The organism is Marinomonas sp. UCMA 3892, assembly GCF_012726345.1.
GTDB lineage: Bacteria > Pseudomonadota > Gammaproteobacteria > Pseudomonadales > Marinomonadaceae > Marinomonas.
In genome coordinates this window covers 308,422-332,511 of sequence record NZ_PTXN01000001.1, presented here as the reverse complement: position 1 = coordinate 332,511, position 24,090 = coordinate 308,422, and the positions used below count along the sequence as shown (strand labels likewise).

The following is a 24,090-nucleotide window of genomic DNA, read 5'->3' as shown; positions in this document are numbered from 1 at the left end:
AGTTACTTGATAAAACATCAATAAAAACCGCTTTACCACACACTTTCTGTGCAAAAGCATCTTTTTTATCCACAGAAATAAAAAAAACGGTGTCTCATTTAATGTATAAATAAGACACCGTTTTTATTTTGGCTTAACCTTTATAGCAAGCTTTTAAACGCTACAATTAATGGCCACCTAAATACGCTTCGCGCACTTCTGGGTTAACCAATAACTCTTCACCAGTGCCTGTCATGCGAATCTCTCCATTCACCATAACATAGCCACGATTAGCCAGCTTAAGAGCATGATTAGCATTCTGCTCAACCAAGAAAATCGTCATCCCTGTACTTGCCACATCTTTCAGAATCTGAAAAATTTGCTTAACAATGATGGGGGCTAGCCCCAAACTAGGCTCATCCAATAAAAGCAATTTTGGACGACTCATCAAAGCACGCGCAATAGCAAGCATTTGCTGCTCGCCACCAGACATAGTTGAAGCGCGTTGATTACGTCGTTCTAACAGTCGAGGGAATAACTCGAACATATGCTGCATATCTTCTTCAGCATGATCCATACCGATTGGAATCGTCCCCATCAGCAAGTTCTCTTCTACTGACATGCTTGGGAAGATACGGCGACCTTCTGGCGATTGAGCCAAGCCATGAGACGCCACATAGTGAGCCGATTTTTGCGAAATATCTTCGCCTCGATAAATGATTTCACCAGAAGAGATACGCGGCTGCCCAAAAATAGACATCAACAAGGTAGATTTACCTGCGCCATTGGCACCGATTAAGGTAACAATTTCACCTTCATCAACGGTTAGAGAAACTTTTTTGAGCGCCTGAATAGGTCCGTAATGCACGTCAACGTTTTTAAATTCCATCAATGTAGTCATAGCGTTACCTCCTCACCTTCTTCTGCACCAAGGTAAGCCGCAATAACCTTAGGATTACTCTTGATGTCATCTGGACCACCTTTTGCTATAACTTCACCGTGATCCAACACAACGATGTAGTCGGAGATATCCATAACCATCCCCATATCATGCTCGATCAATAACACTGTCGTATTATGCTCATCACGCAATACACGAATCATCTTGGTCAAAGCTTCTGTTTCAGAGGGGTTTAAACCTGCTGCAGGCTCATCTAAGCAAACGATCTCAGGATTAGTACACATAGCGCGAGCAATTTCTAAGCGACGCTGCTGACCATAAGAAAGCTCCCCAGCTAAGCGGTTAGCGGAATCCACTAGATCCACAACACCCAACCAATAAAAAACGCGTTCTAAGGCTTCTTCTTCAGCTTTTCTATAAGCCTTCGTGTTCAAAATGCCAGCAATCAAGCTACGGTTAACGCGCATATGCTGAGCAACCAATAAGTTCTCAACCACAGACATTTCTTTGAATAAACGAATGTTCTGAAATGTTCGAGATAAACCAGCACGATTTACAAGATGTGACCCACCAAACATTTTGTACTTAAGACGAGCAAAAAATGCGAATGGAGAGAAAAAATCAGTCACTTGGAATGGTTCGCCAAGCACTTTAATAATACTGGTCTCTTTGCCGCCAGCCGATAAGAGAATCTTGCCACCAGTCGCTTTATAAAATCCTGTCAGACAGTTAAACACTGTGGTTTTACCAGCACCATTTGGCCCAATCAAAGCCGAAACAGAACCGCGTTTAATATCAAAAGTCACATCATTCAGCGCTTTAATACCACCAAAGTGCATCACCAAGTTTTCAACAGCTAAAATATTTTCTTGGTTCATTTAACCACCCCTTTTCTCGCAGCAAAACCAGTTCGAGTAACACGAACAATACCTCGAGGCTTCCAAATCATCATCACCACCATCAGAATACCAAACATCAATACACGGTATTCTGCGAATTCCCTTAACACTTCAGGCAACACGGTCAAACAGAAGGCAGCGATAACAACACCTAGTGTCGATCCCATGCCACCCAATACCACAATCGCCAAAATCAGCGCTGACTCAAAGAAGGTAAAGGAAGAAGGGTTAACAAAGCCTTGATAAGAAGCAAAGAACACACCAGCCAAACCACCAGTTGATGCACCAAGCATGAAAGCAGACAGTTTGACTAATACATGATTCAGACCTAGTGAACGACATGCTATTTCGTCTTCACGAAGCGCTTCCCAAGCGCGACCAATCGGCATTTTTACTAAACGATGTTTGATAAAAAGTACCGCCCATACCACTACGAAAAGGATCAAATACACAAACATGTATTTATACGCTGAGTCGTAAGGAAGATTGAAAAACTCATGGAAGGTTTGACCATCACTGGATCGACGTTTGAACTCCAAGCCAAATAAAGTCGGTAGAGGAGCTGAAACTCCATTAGGACCGTGAGTGAATGATGCCCAGTTAGTTAGGATTAAGCGAATTATTTCACCAAAACCCAAGGTGACAATCGCCAAATAGTCGCCGTGCATTCGCAACACAGGGAAGCCCAATATCGCCCCAGCGACCGCAGCCATAATCGCGGCAATAGGCAACATAGACCAAAAACCTAAACCTAAGTTTTCATACCCCAGAGCCAAACCATAAGCGCCGATCGCATAAAAACCAACAAACCCTAGATCTAATAGGCCAGCTAGACCCACAACAATGTTGAGCCCCAAACCTAGCAACACATAAATTAGACCCAAGATAACGACTGTCAGTATGTACTTAGAGGCAATAAAGGGTAGCACCAAACCAATGACAATCACCAAAGGAATTATCCACACCATTTTAGACTTATGTCCTGGTGGAAGTACTTCTACCCCTTCGTTGTTATTGGCGTAACGAAAAGCCAGCGCCTTGCCTTTTTCTGTCTGAAAGAAACTCGACATAATAAAACGGCCAACCACCACTATGCCGACCATCCAGGCAACACGACCAAATTCGGCATTGAAACCATAACCATCTAGCACAACACCAACGATTGGGCCAAACAAGATCAGCGCCATAAAACCAGCAATCAGAGCATCGATACTACTTTTCTTAAAATTTATTCCTACAGCTTGGCTCATTTATACTTTCTCCACTTCAGGTTTGCCGAGAAGGCCACTTGGGCGAACAATCAAAATGAGAACTAATAAAGAGAATGAAAATACATCTTTATAATCAGAACTAATCAACCCAGCAAACAAAGCCTCGGACAATCCAAGAATCAGCCCACCTAACATGGCTCCAGGTAAAGACCCGATACCACCCAACACGGCTGCAGTAAAGGCTTTAATACCAATAATAAAACCAACATAAAAATCAAATGCGCCGTAATCTAGAGTAACCAGTACACCAGCCAATGCCGCCATAACAGCACCAATAACGAAAACGGTTGAGATAACCTTGTCAGTATCTATACCCAAAATAGAGGCCATTTTTCGGTCTTGCTGAGTCGCTCGACACATACGACCCAGTTTTGTTTTTTGAATAACATAGGTAAGTACACCCATGCCTAAAATGGAAATAAACAAAATTAACAATTTCATATAAGTGATCTGCACAAATCCATCACCTACGTGAAAACGCAATGCACCAGTTAATAGAGTTGGTACGCCTTGTTGGTTAGCGCCCTGACTAAGCTGTACATAGTTTTGCAAAATCAGCGACATACCAATTGCAGAAATCAATACAGACAAGCGACTAGAGCTTCGCAATGGGCGGTATGCGATACGTTCAATAACCCACCCATATGCACCAGTGACGGCAACAGTAAGAAATAGTGTGCCGACAAGAATAATAGGAAAAGATTCGATACCGAAAAAAGTTAAAAGAGCTAGAGCAATAGCGGTGATATAAGCTGACACCATGTAAACATCACCATGAGCGAAGTTAATCATGCCAATAATGCCATACACCATGGTGTAACCGATCGCAATGAGTCCATAAACAGAACCAAGGGTAAGACCGTTTACCAGCTGCTGGAGAACGATATCCATCGTAAGACCTCGTGGGAATTTTTTAGTAGAGAGAACATATTTACCAGCGCAATCCTTGGCTGGTAAATATGTGTTGGTTATTACAGAAATGTCAGAAGTAAAAGAAAATTATTCTACTACGTGATATTTACCTTGAGCATCCCACTCGTACATAACGTAATCAGAAACGGTCAAGTCACCCTTATCATCGAAATCTTTCTTACCCATTACCGTATCAACAGAATGAGTCTTCAACCACTTAGCACCTTTTATAGGATCTAAATTATTATTAGCTAAAGCAGCAACAGCAACTTGCATCGCAGTATAAGAGTACAGAGTGTAACCTTCAGGCTCATAGCCGCTATCACGGAATTCTTGAATAACTTTTTTACCTGATGGGTAAGACGTTGGTGGCGCACCAAATGTCATCAATACACCATCTACATATTTAGGAGAGCCGGCAACAGAAACAAACTCATCAGATACGATACCGTCACCTGAGATGAAGATTGCTTTAGAACCCTGCTCACGCAACTGACGAACAAGTGGACCAGCTTCAGAATGAAGACCACCGAAATACACAACATCCGCATCTACAGAACGAATTTTTGTAATCAAGGCGTTAAAATCTTTCTCGCCACGAGTCAAACCTTCGTACATTACTTCTTTAACTCCATAAGAGTTAAGAGTTGACTTCATAGCATCAGCAAGACCTTTACCATAAGTGTCTTTATCATGAATAACAGCGATACGTTTCGCCTTTAATTTATCCACAATATAGCTTGCTGCCACATCACCTTGCTGATCATCACGACCACATACGCGGAAAACGTTTGGAAGACCTTGATCAGTAAGAGTTGGATTAGTTGATGCCGGTGTTACCATGATAACGCCCGCTTCTTCGTAGATTTTTGAAGCAGGAATAGAAGAAGATGAACAGAAGTGACCAACAACAGCAAGAGCGCCATCAGAGTCTACCAAACGGTTGGCAACAGATACGGCTTGTTTTGGCTCACAGGCATCATCTGCTTTTACCAGTTTAATCATTTCGCCATTAACACCGCCTGCAGCATTGATGTCCGCAGCCGCTTTTTCAGCCCCTTTCCATAATTGCTCACCGAACGCCGCATAAGCTCCGGTGTGGGGACCTGCAACACCGATGACCACATCTGCTTGAGCAAGTGTCGCAGCACTAGCAATAGCAAGAGAAATTAATGTTTTTCTAACAACCGCATTTGACATAAGAAAAGCCTCTACTCGTTTTGTGTTTTATCGTTATTATTCAAAAGCAAGAAGCGTTCCAATAATTAAAACCCAAAGAAAAGGCATTAATAATGGAACTTTCACAGCAATTATTCAAAAAATGTGCACACTTATAATGCTACACATTAATATCAGACTAAACTTTGGTCAATAGTAGTGCGTATAAATAATGTAATTAACCTAGATAAAAACCTGCACTTCCAAAAAATAGCAAAATTAATCACTATAAATTTTTATTTATGTAGTTTTTTGTACTGACACAGTAAATTCTCTGCACTAAGCAGGAGCAAAATACTAAAAGATGAGTCTCAGTGGGCATAATGGTCATGCTAAAGCCATTATGAAGAGTGATAAGCAATTTATAATTTAGTACAAAAAACCAGAAAATGAATTGTTAAAAAGTCGGTTTTTTTATCAAAAAACTCTGGTTTTATTAAAAAACCAGAGTTTTCAACTTTATTGCTCGCTAGGAGCAAGTACTGAAGGGGAGGCAGTTAACAGATCAGAAAGACGGACTAAGCGAACGCCATCCTGTTCCAAATGATTAAGACGCTTTTTAAGATAAGCCATAGTTTCTGGATAAGGATGCCCAATAGCCAAAGCACTTCCATGCAATCTTGCCAGCTTTAACAAACGCGAGAACTGTTTATCTATCGCTTGTTCGGTACGAATGTTATCCAAAAATACATCTCGGCTAACTGTTTCTAAACCGTATTCTTGCGCTGTCTTTTTAGCCACACTTTTGGGACTAGTAAGACTATCGATAAAAAAGAGTGAACGCCCTTTAAGTGTTTCCATTACCCATTTCATCGAGTCAGCTTTAGTCGTTAGCAAACTCCCCATATGATTGTTTACACCTTGTATGCCTGGCAAACCATCTAAGTCTTTGCTCAATGTCGCTTTTAATTCATGCTCGGTCATTTTGGCGTACAAGCCACCTGGACCAAGCTTCAATTCCCGTTGATTTTCCATCGGGGCATGTAATAGGGTAATACGTTTTTGTTTCTGCGCGGTTAGTGCCGTCTCCATAGCAAAAGGTGTACTAGGCAAAATCGCTAGCGCAACTTCAACAGGCAACATTAAAGACGAATCCATACCATGACGGTTATATCCCAAATCATCAATCAATATGGCAATTCGTGGCATTTTTGGATGAACATCAACCGCTAATATTTTAGCTGGTACTACCTCTTTTTTAGACGATTTAGACAATGCATCTGGCTTAGGAAATCCCCCTGCAGGCTTAGATTCGATTGGAGCATCTAAAAAAGGCACAATCGCAGGAGACCATGGTTCAGCTTTTTCCAACAGGGGTTGGGGTTGGGATTGTGAGGAACTGGCAGATACAGCGCTATCAGAAGCTACTGCATCATCAGACAAAACAGGAAAATAGGACCCTATTGAATAGCTGGATGCATTTGTAGCTTCTTTTTTTTGCGGAGCTAAAAGAGGCCCCAAATGCACTGGGAGGACTACGGGCTCTTCAAAAAAAGTCTCGTTATCTTTCTCTGTAACTTGATCATCCTCAAGAGCAGCTATCTCAACATTACTTGTGACAACATCTTCTGAACGATCAAGAGTACGACTTAATTCATCTGCGCACCCTAGAAGGGCGTGCAGACAAAATACAAACACTACGAATTTCTTAAAATCAAACAAGCGAGCTTTTACCAAAATATATGTTCATCAAAAATTTTTACTATTTCTGTGCTAGCTTAGGCAGCGTTTTCAGAATAGTAACCGCTTGAAATAGCTGAAAATCCGTTTTTGCTAACTCGCCAATATCAGATTTTACATCTGCGCTGGTACGCTCCTCACCACCCGTTCCATTACCTAAGTGCCCTTTTAACTCTGCCTCTTTGACAAAAAATTGTCCCTTTTCAAAAGTCAGAGTCGCCTGAGGTACCACCAGATCAGGTGTAATACCTTGAGCTTGGATAGAGCGACCATTAGGTGTGTAATATAAGGCAGTTGTTAACTTGACGGCATCGCCATTAGACAGAGGAACGACCGTTTGAACAGAACCTTTACCAAAGGTTTCTGCACCTAAAATCACTGCGCGTTGATGATCTTGCAAAGCGCCAGCAACAATCTCTGAGGCTGATGCCGAACCTTCATTAACCAACACTACAACAGGCACATTACCAAATTTGGTATTTTTCTCTGTCGCGGTAAACTGGGTTTTAGACAATTCATGGCGACCATTTGTATAAACAATCATGCCTTTATCTATAAAAGCATCCACCACCCCAACAGCACTTTGTAAAACGCCACCGGGATTATTTCGAAGGTCTAAAACGACCCCTTGAATTTTACCTTCTTTATTTAGCTTATCAATGGCTTGATAAAATTCTGACGCACTATCACCTTGGAATTGACTAATCCGAAAATACGCAATCCCATCACCTAACCATTTATCAGTAACACTTGCGTCTTCTACTAAACGGCGCGTTAACTCATAATGCTTTAGCTCACCACCCCGCTCTATATCGAGTGTCACAGTAGAGCCAATTTCACCACGCATCAGTGTCACAATATCTTTCATACCTAAATCTGTAATCAAGGTATTATCAATTTTAACAATCACATCACCAGGTAAAATCCCTGCTTCAGCCGCAGCAGAACCATCAACAGGTGTTACGATCGTAAGACGTTTATCTTTCATCTCAACTTCAACGCCAATACCGGCATAATTTCCAGAAGTAAGCTCGTTAAAATCGACTAATTCTTCTTTAGTAAAATATTCAGAATGCGGATCAAGACCCGATACCATGCCTTTCAATGCTTTGTGAAGAATGTCTTGATCAGACATCACCTCAACATAACCCTCCCGAATGGTCTCAAAGGTTTCAACAAATGACTGAATTTCAGCAGTAGGTAACTTAGGCTGTTCTTTAGTATCGGCAGGAAGCTGTGCAGAAAAAGCAGGCTGAACCAATAACACCATAAATAAAAAGGGGATTCGTTGACGCAAAATATTGATCATGTTTCTTCCTATGACTTTTTTACTGGCTGCAGACTAAGTTTGTAATATAAATTACCCAGCGTTCACCCAAGAAAGTGGTTTTAATGGCGTACCATTATGCCTAATTGCAAAAAACAGCGCTGGATCAGGACGACCACCTGTGCTGCCAACCATGGCAACTGTATCGTTTGCCCCCACCCATTCACCAACTTCTTTAAGTAAACTTTGGTTATAACCGTATAATGACATGTAACCATCACCATGGTCTAAAATAAGTAAAAAACCGAAACCACGCATCCAGTCAGAAAACACCACTCGACCAGAGAATATAGCATGCACAGGTTCGCCTTCTTTGGCACGTAATGTAACACCACCTAAATTGATGCTGCCATTAGACGATAATTCGGAGAGCGTTTTTAACGGACGAACCAACTTACCGCGCTGCGATGAAAAAGGTACATCTTGATCTGGAATCTGTATGTCAGCAAGCGCCTCTTCAAGACGTTTTAACATATCCTGTAGATTTTTTTGATCCTGAGCTAATTGTTTAGAGCGTTTATCACCCTTGGCCAAATCACTGTCTAATTTAGCTAATAAATTACGTCGATCGGCTTGTTGTCCAGTCAAACGACTGCGTTCTGCTTTTAATTCGATTTCTTCTTTGGCTTGCTGCGCTCGGTGACTGCGAATGCTCTTTTCGACCAAGTTCAAATCACTTACTTCCGTCACAAAACCATTAATAAGCGACTGCCTAGCATTGGAAAAATAACGATTATACTGTACCAAACGTTGGGCTTCTTCGGAGCTGTCACCATTTAATAATAACTTGATGCTTTCTTCATTGCCGGAACGATAAACCGCCCTTAATTGGGCGGCTATTTGTTCATTTTGTTGTTGAATACTTAATTGAAGTGTCCGCTGCTGTACTCTCAATTCTCCCAGCTGCTTTTCACCTTTTTTTAAGCTTTCCTGAATATTCTGAATTTTTTTAAGCAACTCTTGAATGTCTTTCTCTTTGACTTCAAGCTGCTTTTCCACATCAGATCGCTCAGACTTAATATCTTTCAACCAGCTATTAAGCTTTTGCAGGTCTTTCTGTAAAGCCTGAATCTGCTGTTTAGCCTCCTCCGGAGTTTGCGGTTCACCTGCCGCCCAGCCAAAGCTGGACAGCAAAAACAAACTAAAGAAAAGACAGCGGGATAATAAGATCATTCTTGCCTCATGCTCGCGTAAGCAAGCTCACACCTGTCATCTCAGCAGGTTTATCCATTCCCATCATGTCTAGCAAGGTAGGAGCAAGGTCGCACAATGCACCTTCTTTAATGCCTAAACCTTGAGTCGGAGAGAACAAAACCAAAGGCACAGGCCCAATAGTATGAGACGTTAAAGGCTGAGCACCATCATCGCTTAACATTTGTTCGACGTTACCATGATCGGCAGTAATCAAGCATTGGCCACCATTCACTTTAAGCGCTTCAATGATTCGACCTAGACAAGCATCAACCGCTTCAACTGCTTTAACCGCTGCTTCAAAAATACCACTGTGACCGACCATGTCGCCGTTGGCAAAATTACAGATAATCGTGTCGTATTTACCTGCTTCGATCACTTCCACTAGCTTGTCAGTCACTTCTGGCGCGCTCATTTCTGGTTTCAAGTCGTAAGTTGCCACATTTGGTGATGGAATTAGCTCACGCTCCTCCCCATCAAACAAAGCCTCTTCGCCACCATTAAAGAAAAAGGTAACATGTGCATATTTTTCTGTTTCAGCAATACGTAGTTGTTTCTTACCATGTTTAGCTAACACTTCACCCAAGGTATTGGTTAGGGCAACAGGTGGGAATGCCACATCAGCTTTAATATCAGAAGCAAACTCAGTGAAAGTAACAAAAGACGCCAGTTTTGGATAAACAGAGCGTGTAAAACCATCAAAGTCAGCATCGGTGAAAGCACGAGTTAATTGACGCGCACGATCTGGACGGAAGTTGGCAAAAATAATCGCATCGCCATCTTGAACAGGTGCAGATTCACCAACAATAGTAGCTTTTACAAATTCGTCATTTTCGTCACGATCATAGGCCGCTTGGATAGCCGCTTCGGCGGTATCTGATTGGAACTCACCTTTACCAAGAACAATAGCATCGTAAGCGGTTTGCACACGATCCCAACGATTATCACGGTCCATCGCATAATAACGACCAGTCAAGGTAGCTATTTTACCAACACCAAGTTCAGCAAGCTTAGCTTCCAATTCAGCTGTTGGTGTTTTGGCAGAACGAGGTGGTGTATCACGCCCATCGGTAAATCCATGCACATAAACGGCTTTTGCACCACGTTTAGCAGCTAATTCGCACATCGCCATTATTTGCTCATGATGACTATGAACGCCACCATCAGACAATAAACCTAAAATATGCACCGCTTTACCCGCGCTAACAGCTTTATCAACCGCACGAACAAGGGCTTCGTTTTCAAAGAACGAACCATCTTCAATCGCTTTGCCGATACGAGTGAAATTTTGATAAACCACACGACCTGCACCTAAATTCATATGACCTACTTCAGAATTACCCATTTGACCTTCGGGTAAGCCCACCGCAAGCCCAGACGTTTTAATTAAAGTATGAGGTTGATTATTCCAAAGCGCGTCCCAGTTGGGCGTATTTGCTGCAGTAATGGCATTAGATTTAGACGTTTCGCTGTATCCCCACCCATCAAGGATAAAGAGGGCTGTGGTTTTTTTGTTCATGTTAATCTATCCCGTAAATTGATCATGATAATGCCTCGATACTATCACAAGCTTGTAATTTAATTACAGAGTAGCTTGTCTATTCAGGCTATTAATTTCACTAATAGATAGCTTTTTACGACTATTTTACTTGTTGGTACCGCCCTAAAAAGGATCTAACAAGAAGCTAATGACTCATTACGTTTTGCCAACAACCAATCTCTAAAAATCACCACCTGTTCAAGATCGGCCTTGTCGATAGGATAAGACAAAAGATATTCATGAGGCGTTGAGACTGCTTTACCAAATGGTGCCACCAGCTCGCCATTTCGAAGACTTCGCTCTGCCAGTATGGTTGGCATGATAGCAATGCCCATGCTGTTTTTCGCAGCTTCTAGCAACATATGAAAGTGCGCAAAAGAAGCCCCCGCAAAAGAACCACTTTCCAACCCCTGCGCCACCATCCAATCTGGCCATGCATTAATTCGGGATGACAAATGCAAAAATGGAAATGCTGTCACATCTTTGACCGTCCACGCATCCACTGCTTTGTCACCCACCCGAGACAATAGCTCTGGTGAGCACACAGCCACAACACTTTCCTTCATCAACTGATAGGAAACCGCCCTAGGCCAATGGTCGCCACCATAATGCAAGATAATATCAATACTTTCAGGATCTATCTTCGCGGCATCATCTAGAGAACGAACTTTGATTTGAAACTGTGGATGTTCTGCTTGAAATTGAGCAAGAAGCGGCATCAGCCAATAAGAAGCTAAAGTAGGTAAAGCCGAAATAGTCAGCGTAGTTTTTTCATCTTCCCTATGTAGCATCCGCAAGCACGCGTTTTCCATGCCATCTAAAAGCGGTACAACCTCTTTGTAATAAGCTGCTCCCGTTCCAGTTAACACTAAGCGCTTATTTAGCCGGATAAATAAATCTCGCGACAAGAATTCTTCTAGATTACGAATCTGCCGACTAACGGCACTTTGGGTAAGATGTAGCTCTTCCGCCGCCTTGGTAAAACTTAGATGCCTTACCGAGGCCTCGAAACATTTTAACGCGGTTGACGATGGGATATAACGGCGCATGTAGACGTTACTCATTAGCAAAAAACTGGAAGGCGATAACTGTATCCTATATCACTCTCATTCCCAACCAGTAAAATAAAAAACGCACCATAACGATGCGTTTTGACGTAATCATTAATCGCCGTAAACTTACTCGCCTGTCAAACTAACGAGACCAGAGCTCGATGTCGCGAGCGAAGCCTAGACCATTTTTAACCAAGCATTGCCGAGGCACTGTCACCATTCTAATCCAAAGCATGTGACTGCTGACCAAGATGATAGGTATGAGCACCCACTTCATAGAACAATCGCTTCAGTTCACGAAAGGAGATATCTCTTAAAACTGTGGTGGGAATAGATAAGCTTTCTCTTCGACCTGATAGCCATTCTGCTAGCTCCGCACCAACCACAGTTCCTGGCCCAATACCTCGGCCGCTGTAGCCTGCCACACTAAACAAGCCTTTTTGTAACTGTTGGCAATGGGGCAAATGATCTTCGCTGTAAGCAATTTTTCCGGTCCAGCAATAATCCCACTCAACCTTACTTAAAATCGGGAACAATTCAGTGACACGCTGGGTTGCCCAGTTCGACAACACACTGCCCTCGCCGCCCATACCGCCAAAAACTAAGCGGCCTTGTTTGTCCAAGCGGAAAGAACTCATCACAGTACAAGTATCCCAAACGCCTTCTTTATTTGGTAACACGCTAGCCAATTGCTCATCACTTAACGGCTTGGTCGCCAATTGAGAATAAAAGATTGGCACAAACTTACGTGCTTGTTCTTTCACGCCAAATTCACTGTACGCGTTGGTCGCCAAAATCACTTTTTCGGCATGCACTTGACCTTTTTCTGTGTGCAAAACCCAACCACCTTCGGCAGGTTCAATTTTGTTCACTGGCGATTGATCAAAAAGTTTAGCGCCTTCTTTTAGCGCTGCGTGAGCCAATCCACGCGCATAAGCCAAAGGCTGAATAGTGCCAGCTCTTGGATCAAACAGTGCAGAGTTAAATTTACTGGAACCAATTCGAGCTTGTGCTTCTGCCGCATCAAGCAACTGCACTGGCGCACCGCGCTTCTGCATTTGTTCACAACGGCGCTGTAATTGAGCCAAACCTGTCTTCCCCACCCCCGCATGCAAAGTCCCATTACGAACTGGCTCGCACTGAATGTCGTATTCTTTAATTAAGCCATAAACAAAATCTGGAGCGGCCGCCAAAGCCTTGTACATAATACTACCGGCTTCAGCGCCAATTGTTTTATCCAGTTGATCCGGTTCTAACCAAACACCTGCATTCGCCAAACCAACATTTCGACCAGATCCACCAAAGCCAACTTCTTGCGCTTCAACTACGGCAACAGAAATACCAAATTTAGCTAGATGCAACGCTGCCGAAAGGCCTGTAAAACCCGCGCCAACGATAACAACTTCAACATCAACACGCCCTTCTAAAGGCGCTAACACTGGCGCATCAGGAGAACTCGCACGCCATAAAGAATTGCAGATTTTATCAGACATAAGACGACCCTAATAAGACATTGGCCAAAACCTATAACCAGAACGAAACAGGCGAGAAAACCTCGCCTGTTACTTACCTCAAGAACACTTAACTAAAAGAACACTCTTATTCAAAGACAATCCCTTGAGCCAACGGCAAATCACCACCGTAGTTCACTGTATTTGTAGTACGGCGCATGTAGTTTCTCCACGCATCAGAACCAGACTCACGACCACCACCTGTTTCTTTTTCACCACCAAACGCGCCGCCAATCTCAGCACCAGACGTACCAATATTAACGTTAGCAATACCACAGTCAGAACCTGCCGGAGACATAAACATTTCCGCTTCACGCATGCTTTCAGTGAATACAGCAGAAGACAAACCTTGTGGCACTTCGTTTTGAATTTCAATCGCTTCTTCAAACGTTTTGTAAGTCAAAACATACATGATAGGCGCAAAAGTTTCTTCATGAACGATTGGCGCATCATGAGCAATACGAACAATCGCAGGACGCACATAGAAACCACCAGCAGGCACGCCTTCAGTAACGCGCTCGCCACCGCAGACAATTTCGCCGCCTTGTTTTTTCGCAGTTTCTAGAGCCGCTTGCATACGATTGAAGCTGCCTTCATCAATTAGTGGACCAACCAAGTTACCTTCAACGATTGGACTACCAACGCGAAGCGAGCCATAAGATTTCGCCAAACGTTCAACCAAACCATCAACAATAGATTCATGAGTAATCAAACGACGTAATGTTGTACAACGCTGACCCGCTGTGCCTGCCGCAGAGAAAACAATAGCACGTAGTGCAAGATCTAAATCCGCGGTATCAGAAACGATCATCGCGTTGTTACCGCCAAGCTCTAACAAAGAACGACCTAAACGACCCGCGACTGTTTTCGCCACAGCACGCCCCATTACAGTAGAACCTGTTGCAGAAACCAGCGGGAACGTCTCGCTCGCCGCAATCGCTTCACCAAGATCACGATCACCAATCATTACAGACACTGCCGCTTTAGGGATATCAGGCATATCGGTAATAACATTTTGTGCGATTTGGTACATAGCCAAGGCACACAATGGCGCTTTTTCAGAAGGTTTTAATAGAATTGGATCACCACAAACAAGACCCAGCATCGCATTCCAAGCCCAAACCGCCATAGGGAAGTTAAACGCTGTGATAACCGCAACAGGGCCAAGTGGATGCCATTGCTCCATCATGCGATGGCCAGGACGCTCAGATACGATAGACAAACCATGTAGCATACGAGATTGACCAACTGCGAAATCACATACGTCAATCCATTCTTGCACTTCACCTAAGGCTTCAGGAACAATTTTACCTGCTTCCAAAGAAATCACTTGTGCCAATTCGTTTTTGTATTTTCGAGCTTCTTCACCAATACGGCGAACCAATTCACCGCGACGTGGCGCAGGAATAGTACGTAGCACTTTAAATGCTTCTTTTAATTCAGCATTTACTTTATCTAGCTGTGCAGGTGTCGCGTTGTTAAAGGTAGACAACGTCGCACCATCGATTGGGCTATGAGCGGAAAAAGTACTCCCCTCACCCAAAGCAACCGTATTACCTGTTAATACGCTGTAAAAAGTATCGCCCTGTTTTAGGGTATTGACACCAAGTGTTTCTAAGCAAGTAAGTGACATATGAACCTCTAAGATTTATTTATGTATAAATTTAACTTCCACCACCATAACCAGCTCAGGCTAGAATGAGAAATACCGTTTTCCTGCTAGTGGTCTAGCTTTTACCTATAGCCAGATATCAACCCTATAGGTATATTAGAAAGGAACCCAAAGACAATCTTCACAAGAGCCGCCTTTTAAAAGAGCATACAGATGGATATTCGATCATTACGTTACTTTATTGCCGTTTACGAAGAACGCAGTCTAAGCGCCGCCGCTAAACGTTGCTTTGTGGCTCAACCATCCATATCTACAACGGTCGCACAATTAGAAGATGACCTAGGTACGAAGCTTTTTGTTCGCCATTCAAAAGGCGTGTCTCCAACCGATAGCGGCTCGCAACTTTATCCACATGCTTGCAAAATGGTCAGCGACCTCAGTGCCATGCGCAGCTTATTTACCGACACACCCGCACCGCTCGCTCTATCTATATCCTTGACCCCTTTTTTATCTGGTTCGCTAATCAGCCAAGTCATCAAAACCATGCTAGATGAAGTTCACGGGCTCACCTTAAAGCTAGTAGATGAATCAGAAAGTGCCGATCTGCGTTTTACCTGCCAACGTTATACATCGGAAGAGGATGTGTTTTATCCCCTTTGGGAAGACGACTATGTGATCGCTATGCCATTAGATCATTGGCTAGCAGATTTCCCTTCGCTATCAATTAAACAAATAGACAAGCAACCTTTCATTTCTCGTACGCCATGCGACATTTTGGAATCTTGGAACTACTTGATGCAAAAACAAGAACTCACCACAGATGTTCGCGCTCAAGTGAAAACGGAAGAGTACGCATTAGATTTGGTTGCTGCTGGGTTGGGGATTTCGCTCATTCCAGAACACTCTTCGCGAGGTCGCAGCGACCTGTGCTTACGCCCTTTAAACGATGTGAAATTAAAACGTGTGGTAGGTTTGGCTCACAAGAAAGAACGCAGTTTTCCCGCTCATCTGATCAACACGATTCTGACGGCTAAACAGCAACTATTCATTAACAAAAATACGACCGAAATACGGCTCGCATAACTTTTACGCATCACAACGTGCATTTTTACCTTTTGCTTTAATGCTGATCACTGCACTAAAGTACCTTACATCGACCTAACACTATTGCAGGAAACCTTATGACACCAAATGATTTTTTCGCGTCTTTGTGGGATCACTATACAGACATAACACCACAAGCTCAGCGCATCCAAGAACTGTTTAAAAGCCATGGTGAAAACGTTCTTAATGATCATGTAGCTTTCCGTACCTTTAACAATTCGCCCATTTCATTAGAAAAATTGGAACCGCAATTAGAAGCCATTGGCTACAAAGCCTACGGCGCGTTTCGCTTCGAGAGTAAACATCTGAAAGCTCGTTGTTACAAACACCAAACGGATGCAGATTCTCCAAAGGTGTTTTTATCTGAACTTTTAGTGGAAGAGCTGCCAGCAAACTGCCAAGACATTATTGGCAAGTTCATCGCACAAATTCCAGCTGATGCTGTGCAAACACCGGCTATTTTTTGGGCTGGGAAGTTATGGGAAACACCTACAGAAGCCGAATATCTTGCTTTAGTAGAACACAGTGAATACGCGGCTTGGTTATCGACTATGGGCTTGCAAGCCAACCACTTCACTGTCAGCATCAATCACTTGAGCAAATTCCCGACAATTGAAAAAGTAAACGAACTACTTCAAAACGAAGGTTATGCGTTAAACCAAGTTGGCGGTTTGATCAAAGGTTCACCAGAGTCTTTCTTGGAACAGTCTTCCACCATGGCGGACAAAGTCGACTACACCTTTGCTGATGGCAAACAAAAAACCATCCCTAGCTGCTTTTATGAGTTTGCTCGTCGCCACACCATGCCAGACGGTGTGTTATTCGATAGCTTCATCGAAGGTAACGCCGACAAGATCTTTGATTCCACCAGCGCTAAATAACCAATCGGTAAATTAGTAATATAACGAGCCCCAGTGGCTCGTTTTTTATTTTCCCATTCCATTTAATGATCAGCACATTATATTCTTGTCATGTTTTTATGATAGAAACCTTTGTGTGATGTGACGAGCAAAAGTAGTCGCCTGAGAGTCTGTACCGATCCATCAGGCCGTGTATAATGCTCGCAGTTTAAATATGGGCCTTACGATTATGATAAATCAACTTATTGAGTTTTCTATCAACCACTGGGAAATGGTCGCTGTCTTTTTAGCGATTCTTGCCACACTACTTTTCGTTGAAAGCAAAGGCGGCGCGCAAGGGCTTACCCCTTCTGCTGCGACTAACCTAATGAACAGCGAAGACGCAGTCGTTGTCGATATCCGTCCAGAGAAAGAATTCAGCACAGGCCACATCACAGGCGCGCTAAATATTCCTGCGACAAAGATGAAAGACAACATGAATCGCCTTGAGAAACATAAAGACGCCCCAATAATCATAGTTTGCAAATCTGGTGTAACGTCTGGCGCAAGCGCGAAAGACCTTAAAAAAGCTGGCTTTGGCAAAGTTTACAAACTTCAAGGTGGCATTGCAGAATGGCAATCATCTAATCTGCCACTGGTTAAAGGATAAGAGAAAAAAATTATGGCTACCGTCACTATCTATTCGAGCGATTACTGTCCATTTTGCGTAAGAGCAAAGCAACTGTTAACGGCAAAAGGTGTTGCCTTTAATGAAATCCGCGTGGACGGAGAGCGAGAGTTACGACAAGAAATGATGGAAAAAAGTGGCCGCCACACCGTTCCGCAAATTTGGATTGGTGAACAACACGTTGGTGGATGCGACGATCTTTATGCCCTTGAGCGCGAACAAAAATTGGATGCCTTACTTGCATAAAAGTAGGCACTCTAATAAAGCACACGGCATAAATGAGCAACGAATTCATCGCTTATATAGAAATTATTAAAAAAAGGAACCAAGATGTCCGATACAGCTGAAACACAAGAAGCACAAACACAAGAAGCGCAGACACCACAACTTTCTATGCAACGCGTGTTTTTAAAAGATATTTCTTTTGAATCTCCTCGTTCACCAATGATATTCCAAGAAGAATGGAAACCTGAAGTTGGCTTAGAACTAAACACTAAGAGCCGCCAAGTAGGTGAAAATGTCTACGAAGTTGTTTTGGAAATTACGGTAACGGTTAAAAACAATGGCAACACTGGCTATTTAGTCCAAGTTCAACAAGGCGGTTTGTTTGTTATTTCTGGTCTTGATGATCAGCAATTACACCACGCTTTGGGCGCTTTCTGCCCTGCGACCTTGTTCCCATACGCTCGTGAAAACATCGATGCGGTTGTAGTAAAAGGCAGCTTCCCGGCTATCATGCTTGCTCCAATCAATTTTGATGCGCTTTATATCGAAAGCCTACAAAAGCAACAAGCGGAAACAACTCAGTAAAAACATTGAGTGACAAAAACGACTAAAAGTTACGAAAAAGGAGGCTACGCGCTTCCTTTTTTTATTGCATAATAGAGATCGTTCGCCCTTGTATCACCAGTACTTTTAGTATCGCAAGAATATATGGAATCTGTGATGAAAAAGAAAAAGAAGCCTTGTCCGAATTGTCTCAAAGCTCGCTGGTTAATACTTTATCTCGGCTGCTTCATCCTACTCTCGATACTTGTTGCCAATCAGTTTTTAGCAAAAGGAATCTGATGTGAAGTGGGCTGTTATTTTGGTAAGTATCTGCTTTTTAGCGGGATGTGCGACTTACAAACAAGATATTGATGCTGGCTTAAGCTTGGCAAAAAAAGGCGAATGGAAAGAGGCTGAAGGCAAACTAGAAGGCGCTTTAGACAGCTCCCAAGACAAGCTGCTTTATTATATGGAAATCGGGGCTCTTGCCCAGAATCAAGGTGAGTTCGAACGCAGTAACGACTTACTGGAGCAAGCAGAAAGATTAAGCGATACCTTCTTGCCGGAGAATTTTTCTAATCGCTCTTGGGCATTACTAAGCAACCCAAGGCAAAGCGACTACCGCGGTAACGGCATAGAACGCGTTTACATCAGCTATCTCAAATCAATGAACTACATCGCCCTCGCAGAAAAAGAAAACAATACTATTAAAAAGCGCGAGCTTAACGATGCGGCTTTAGTTGAAATGCGGCGTATTGACATCAAACTCAATGAAATCCGAGCGCAAACGCCTAGTTACCAAGATCTTAATGCCAAAGAAAACCAAGCCTTTTATATGAAAGCACTAAGCTGGTTAGGCGATTTTTATAGCGGTGGGCGAGATACTGACAAGTTCCTCTATCGCGATGATGCATGGGCACGCTACATGGAAGGGCTGCAATACGAGATGAATGGCGAAATAGATGATGCTCGTATCAGCTATGAAAAAGCGGCCAACTTGTATGAAGACGGTTATGCCAAACAATATGATTTATCAAGTACGACGGCGGATCGTGCTTGGTTAGATGCTATTCGCATGATGCAAAAAGGCGGTTTTAGCCAGAGCGAGATAGAAGAAAAGATCAAAGCAAAACTGTCTCCAGCTATGCAAGAAACACTCAAGCAATATCACAAAGGCGATGCGGAGTTAGTCGTTTTAGAACATCAGGGCTTCATTCCTGACAAAAAAGAAATGACAGTATTGTTATACGCAGACCCTCGCGCTTATTCCTTGGTATTACAGCCTCTTCATGGCGGCGGCAACGCAGAAGAAAACGATGCATTTCGTTGGTTTACCATGACTTATGCTGATATCAACCCACTCAACCTAATTGCCAATTATAAAGCAGGTGGCGCATGGGGAACCTTCTCAGGCATTTTCACCAAACGAGTCATTCTTGGTAAAGCAGCTTGGAAACAACTTAGCGACGTCAAAATCGACAAATTGCTAACTGAACAAAGCATCCGCGTTACTGTACCTTATTATGGCCGCTTCACATTGGATCAACATCAGCCAACACTGCAAATGAATAGCTCAACAGCCACTATCAACAACAGCCTACGAATGACATCCCTTGCTGACATTGCCTTTCAGGAACAACTGGCGCAAGCGCAACGAGATATTTACGAAGGTTTAGTAAGAGAGTTATTACGTAGCTGGTTAGCGTATCAAGTATCATCAAATGTACAGGATCAAAATGCAGCTTTGATCTTAAACCTAATTGGACAAGTTGCAGTATTTGCCTCATCGGCTGCAGATACACGTAATTGGTTGACGCTACCAGCACAAGTCAGACTAACGCGTGAACCATTAGCACCAGGTGAATACACCCCTGACTACACGGTTAATAACAAAACTTTCTCTCTCGGCAAGGTCAACTTAGAAGCCAATAAAATTAAGCTTTGGAATCTACGCAACCCTTATTAAATTGATTACACTAATATAGCTTGGCGCCAAGCTAAAACGGACGTAAGGAAAATAGTATGCACATTAATAAACTAACACAGTCTAAATGGGCTTCCCTATCTTGGAAGAGCATGTTCACTCTATTTATGGCCGTGCTATTAACGGCTTGTTCAGGCAGCGTCAAGCGCCTAGACACAAACGAAGACGTCATGCTGTCTGACCGTTGGAATGATACCGACTCACGTCTAGTGGCAGAAGAAATGATGAGCGATATGCTGACCTTCCCATGGTTCCGTGATTACAACTTCAACAAGAAAGGCAATCCAACCGTTATTGTGCAGAGCATCCGTAACAAGACATCTGAGCACATTCCCGTCGATACCTTTATTAATGACATCAAACGCAGCTTATTACGTGCGGGCAAAGTCGATTTTGTTGTCTCAGGTGCTGAACGAGATGACGTCCGTAGTGAACGAGAAGAACAAGAACTTAATGCAGCACCAGATACCGTTGCTAAATTTGGCCTAGAGCAAGGCGCTGGTTTCGCTCTATCTGGTTCAATTAACTCGATTGTCGATTCTAATGGAGATCAACGTGTAAGTTTCTATCAAGTCGACCTTAAATTAATTGATATGACCACCAACCGCGAAGTGTGGAACGGTCAGAAGAAAATCAAAAAACTGGCAGACAAAGGCTTTTTCTAACCATGCAACTCTCTGCTTTGCCTATACCATTCAACTGGATAATGGTGACAGGTCTATTACTCAGTTTAACTGGGTGTTTGGGCTCTAATACCCAACCAGGTCAGACGACGGAAAGTATGCCTGATTGGGTATCATCTCCGCCGCAGGACAGCACACACTTGTATGGTGTCGGTAGCGCAGCGCGCATAGAAAACATTGCCTTAGCGTTTACTCAAGCCGAACAAAACGGCAATGTTCAAATTGCTCAGCAGCTTCGTACTCAAGTAAGTCAGATTAATACACAAGACACTCAAGTGCGATCTGGGCAAGGTGGAGAGCAAGTTTCAAAAACACAAACAGCCTATACGCAAGTAACAACTTCGCCTATTGAGCTAGAACAAGCCATCAACGAGCAACGCTTTGCCGGTAAAAACTATGTCTATGCGCTGCAATCTATTGATCGTAGTCGAATTGTCGCCAAGCTAAAAATCGCTATTAATGACACGGATGACTTAATCCGCAAGCAAGCAGCGTCATTGACTAAAATAAAAGATAAATATCCGGCACCACAAGACTGGCAAACCTATATGCAACTTATCCCGTATTTTGCTCAGCGCAAATCCTACGAAGATGAGCTCAGCCTATATTCAACCGCACGTACAGTAGCTGGTAAAGCCGACACAGATATTCAAGACGTAGAGCAGCGGCTAAATCTGGCCCTGAGTAGCTATGGCTTTGATGTCTCCTCAACCAAACAAGCAGATAGCCTAGCAAGCGCTCTATCGCATTTTGGCCTAACACCAAAAGCAGGATCTTTATTCAAGCTGAACAGTAGAACAGCGCAACACCATGAAACCCAAGATGGACGTTTTTATGTATTTGAAGACGGCACATTGGAACTCATCGACCCGACAGGTTCGCGTCTTGCTTCTTGGACAGTTAGTGCGAGAGGCATTGCTAAAAGCCTTAATAAGGCTCAAGAACAGGCAACTAATAACTGGTCAAACCAAGCGATTGAAGCCATGTTTACTTGGTTGACGCGTTTAGATTAGTTGATTTTCATATTGAATAAGACAACTAAAAAGACATAAAAAAAACGGCTCAAAGTTGAGCCGTTTTTTTATTCAAACACTAGTGTTATAGCAAGCCAACAGCTAATACTGGGAAAGCTACGATAAGCGCTAGACGCAGTAAGTCAGAGATAACAAATGGCATCACCCCTTTGTACATATCTCCAATAGAAATATGCGGGGCAACGGATTTAATAACGAAGACATTCATACCAACGGGCGGCGTAATTAAGCCAAGTTCCACGGTAATAACAGCGACGATACCAAACCAAATAGGATCAAAACCTGCTGCTTCAATAAGTGGATACACTACTGGAACAGTCAACAACAGCATCGCAATACTGTCCATAACGCAACCTAGCAGCATAAACAAAATCAAGACACAGAATAGAACCATATAAGGTCCTAAATGCAGACTATCAACAAACTCAACCAAAGCAAAAGAAATGCGTGACACCGAAAGGAAGTAGCCAAAAATCTCCGCACCAATGATCATAAAGAAAATCATTGCAGACATAATCAGGGTTTCGCCAACTGCTTCTTTAAATTGTGCGAAGCGCATACCTCGTACCAGAGCGATAGACAACGTTGCCCCAGCCCCCACTGCAGATGCTTCAGTCGGCGTAAACCACCCAGTATAAATGCCACCGATAATGAATACAAAAACACCGGTAAAAGGAACTAAGCCTTTAAGCCCCAAGAGCTTTTCTTTTAACGTTGTCGCCTTACCTGGTTGAGCTATATTTGGAAAAACAGTAACCAAAACAGCAACTGTAAGTCCATACATCACCAATCCAAGTACCCCCGGAATCACACCGGCAATAAACATAGCTCCAACAGATTGCTCAGTAATCAAAGCATATAACAACAGAGCGATGGAAGGTGGAATCATGATACCTAATGTGCCACCCGCCGCTAACACTCCTGTTGCTAATGTTGGTGCATAACCGTTCTTTTCCATTTCAGGTAAAGCCACTCGCGACATACTCGCCGCAGTTGCCATAGAGGAACCAGAAATAGCTGAAAAAATACCGCATGAAGTTACCGCAGCCAATCCCATCCCACCACGCCAACTACCAAACATAGCTCGAGCGCCTTGGAATAGCTCTTGCGACATCCCTGACTTTGAAGCGAATACCCCCATAAGAATAAACATCGGAATAGGGCTGAAACTGTAATTTGATAATGTTTCAAACGGACCACTAGCAAGAATAGAAACCGCTGGGTCAAAAGCTACAATCCAACCAAAGCCGACAAAACCTGCTAACGCCATAGTTAAAGCAACAGGCGCTCGTAGCGCGATTAACAGCAACATGGCTGCAATGCAAACCATACCAATCATTGAAGTACTCATGACTCAGCCTTCCCACAAAATAATAATCGAGACGTGTACGCTACTGCGGAAACAGCCAACATAGCAGTCGCAAAACAAGCCACCGCATAAAAATACGTCAATGGAATCAATAGATCTTGGGTCGTTTCATAGCTCATCGCCGCCTCTTCCACCAAATGGTAAAAGCCATAGCTCATGCCAACTCCTATTAAACCAAAGCAAAGAATATAAACCGCTTCTAATCTATTTTTTGCTTTGCTTGATAATCGCTCTGTAAATAGGTCAACAATGACCTGCGAACGGCTGACCGAATGCGGCAGAATGAAGAGTACTGTAAACAACAGACTGTATTTCACCATCTCAATACCACCAAGAATGGTCCAATCCACAGCACCGTCCGTTATAGTAAACAAACCTCGAGTGAAAACATCAAACAAGGTAACCACCATCATAGCGATTAAGAAAAAACCGCCCAGTAAGTGCATTCCATGCGTGATACGCTCTATTATTCGAGCTATTGCTTTCATTAACTCTCTCCAACTACCACTACTTGGCTTAAATATCTAA

Annotated in this window: 22 protein-coding genes; 8 read left to right on the top strand and 14 right to left on the bottom strand. The window is 43.1% G+C overall.

Annotation, left to right across the window (positions count from 1 at the left end):
- Positions 1–166 precede the first annotated feature (166 nt).
- From B6N13_RS01710 to B6N13_RS01655, 12 genes are all read right to left on the bottom strand, one after another.
- Positions 167–880: an ABC transporter ATP-binding protein gene (locus B6N13_RS01710; protein WP_169458259.1), complete on the bottom strand. Its 714-nt coding sequence runs from the start codon at positions 878–880 to the stop codon at positions 167–169.
- Positions 877–1,758, bottom strand: a complete 882-nt coding sequence (locus B6N13_RS01705) for an ATP-binding cassette domain-containing protein (protein WP_169458258.1) — start codon at positions 1,756–1,758, stop codon at positions 877–879. Before B6N13_RS01705 ends, B6N13_RS01710 begins: the two co-directional genes overlap by 4 nt.
- Positions 1,755–3,029, bottom strand: a complete 1,275-nt coding sequence (gene livM / locus B6N13_RS01700) for a high-affinity branched-chain amino acid ABC transporter permease LivM (protein WP_169458257.1) — start codon at positions 3,027–3,029, stop codon at positions 1,755–1,757. The genes B6N13_RS01705 and livM overlap by 4 nt, the downstream gene beginning before the upstream one ends.
- Complete coding sequence (locus tag B6N13_RS01695; protein WP_011978557.1) at positions 3,030–3,941, bottom strand: branched-chain amino acid ABC transporter permease; 912 nt, start codon at positions 3,939–3,941, stop codon at positions 3,030–3,032.
- A gap of 108 nt (positions 3,942–4,049) precedes the next feature.
- Positions 4,050–5,162: a branched-chain amino acid ABC transporter substrate-binding protein gene (locus B6N13_RS01690; RefSeq protein ID WP_011978556.1), complete on the bottom strand. Its 1,113-nt coding sequence runs from the start codon at positions 5,160–5,162 to the stop codon at positions 4,050–4,052.
- Between the two features lie 477 nt (positions 5,163–5,639).
- Positions 5,640–6,818, bottom strand: coding sequence for a divergent polysaccharide deacetylase family protein (locus B6N13_RS23260; protein ID WP_348981512.1), 1,179 nt, complete (start codon positions 6,816–6,818; stop codon positions 5,640–5,642).
- Positions 6,819–6,882: 64 nt separating this feature from the next.
- On the bottom strand, positions 6,883–8,169 hold the full coding sequence (locus tag B6N13_RS01680; RefSeq protein WP_169458256.1) for a S41 family peptidase: 1,287 nt from the start codon (positions 8,167–8,169) through the stop codon (positions 6,883–6,885).
- A 51-nt stretch (positions 8,170–8,220) separates the two neighbouring features.
- A complete protein-coding gene (locus tag B6N13_RS01675; RefSeq protein WP_011978553.1) occupies positions 8,221–9,360 on the bottom strand; it encodes a peptidoglycan DD-metalloendopeptidase family protein in 1,140 nt (379 codons plus the stop codon).
- A 7-nt stretch (positions 9,361–9,367) separates the two neighbouring features.
- Positions 9,368–10,897 carry a 2,3-bisphosphoglycerate-independent phosphoglycerate mutase gene (gene gpmI, locus B6N13_RS01670; protein WP_011978552.1) on the bottom strand — a complete coding sequence of 510 codons (1,530 nt, stop codon included), beginning with the start codon at positions 10,895–10,897 and terminating at the stop codon, positions 9,368–9,370.
- A 155-nt stretch (positions 10,898–11,052) separates the two neighbouring features.
- Positions 11,053–11,967, bottom strand: coding sequence for a LysR substrate-binding domain-containing protein (locus tag B6N13_RS01665; RefSeq protein ID WP_048813905.1), 915 nt, complete (start codon positions 11,965–11,967; stop codon positions 11,053–11,055).
- 224 nt (positions 11,968–12,191) lie between these two features.
- On the bottom strand, positions 12,192–13,463 hold the full coding sequence (locus B6N13_RS01660; RefSeq protein ID WP_169458255.1) for an FAD-binding oxidoreductase: 1,272 nt from the start codon (positions 13,461–13,463) through the stop codon (positions 12,192–12,194).
- A 106-nt stretch (positions 13,464–13,569) separates the two neighbouring features.
- On the bottom strand, positions 13,570–15,114 hold the full coding sequence (locus tag B6N13_RS01655) for an aldehyde dehydrogenase family protein (RefSeq protein WP_169458254.1): 1,545 nt from the start codon (positions 15,112–15,114) through the stop codon (positions 13,570–13,572).
- A gap of 192 nt (positions 15,115–15,306) precedes the next feature.
- Between B6N13_RS01655 and B6N13_RS01650 the strand changes: the two genes are divergently transcribed.
- The 8 genes from B6N13_RS01650 (at position 15,307) to B6N13_RS01615 (ending at position 22,172) form a co-directional block, all read left to right on the top strand.
- The gene (locus B6N13_RS01650; protein WP_011978548.1) at positions 15,307–16,176 is read left to right on the top strand and encodes a LysR family transcriptional regulator; all 870 of its coding nucleotides are present in this window, start codon (positions 15,307–15,309) and stop codon (positions 16,174–16,176) included.
- Between the two features lie 98 nt (positions 16,177–16,274).
- Positions 16,275–17,078 carry a DUF1338 domain-containing protein gene (locus tag B6N13_RS01645; protein ID WP_011978547.1) on the top strand — a complete coding sequence of 268 codons (804 nt, stop codon included), beginning with the start codon at positions 16,275–16,277 and terminating at the stop codon, positions 17,076–17,078.
- 208 nt (positions 17,079–17,286) lie between these two features.
- Positions 17,287–17,706 (top strand): rhodanese-like domain-containing protein, encoded by a 420-nt coding sequence (locus tag B6N13_RS01640; protein ID WP_072838931.1) that lies wholly within the window; start codon positions 17,287–17,289, stop codon positions 17,704–17,706.
- A 12-nt stretch (positions 17,707–17,718) separates the two neighbouring features.
- The gene (gene grxC / locus B6N13_RS01635; protein WP_011978545.1) at positions 17,719–17,970 is read left to right on the top strand and encodes a glutaredoxin 3; all 252 of its coding nucleotides are present in this window, start codon (positions 17,719–17,721) and stop codon (positions 17,968–17,970) included.
- An 84-nt stretch (positions 17,971–18,054) separates the two neighbouring features.
- Positions 18,055–18,534, top strand: coding sequence for a protein-export chaperone SecB (secB, locus tag B6N13_RS01630; RefSeq protein WP_011978544.1), 480 nt, complete (start codon positions 18,055–18,057; stop codon positions 18,532–18,534).
- Between the two features lie 259 nt (positions 18,535–18,793).
- On the top strand, positions 18,794–20,458 hold the full coding sequence (locus B6N13_RS01625) for a hypothetical protein (RefSeq protein ID WP_169458253.1): 1,665 nt from the start codon (positions 18,794–18,796) through the stop codon (positions 20,456–20,458).
- A 56-nt stretch (positions 20,459–20,514) separates the two neighbouring features.
- Complete coding sequence (locus B6N13_RS01620; RefSeq protein ID WP_011978542.1) at positions 20,515–21,141, top strand: penicillin-binding protein activator LpoB; 627 nt, start codon at positions 20,515–20,517, stop codon at positions 21,139–21,141.
- Positions 21,142–21,143: 2 nt separating this feature from the next.
- Complete coding sequence (locus tag B6N13_RS01615; protein WP_169458252.1) at positions 21,144–22,172, top strand: LPP20 family lipoprotein; 1,029 nt, start codon at positions 21,144–21,146, stop codon at positions 22,170–22,172.
- 85 nt (positions 22,173–22,257) lie between these two features.
- Here the strand turns inward: B6N13_RS01615 and B6N13_RS01610 are convergent, their stop codons facing one another.
- Positions 22,258–23,544, bottom strand: a complete 1,287-nt coding sequence (locus B6N13_RS01610) for a TRAP transporter large permease (RefSeq protein ID WP_169458251.1) — start codon at positions 23,542–23,544, stop codon at positions 22,258–22,260.
- The gene (locus tag B6N13_RS01605) at positions 23,541–24,050 is read right to left on the bottom strand and encodes a TRAP transporter small permease subunit (RefSeq protein WP_169458250.1); all 510 of its coding nucleotides are present in this window, start codon (positions 24,048–24,050) and stop codon (positions 23,541–23,543) included. Before B6N13_RS01605 ends, B6N13_RS01610 begins: the two co-directional genes overlap by 4 nt.
- Positions 24,051–24,090: the final 40 nt, after the last annotated feature.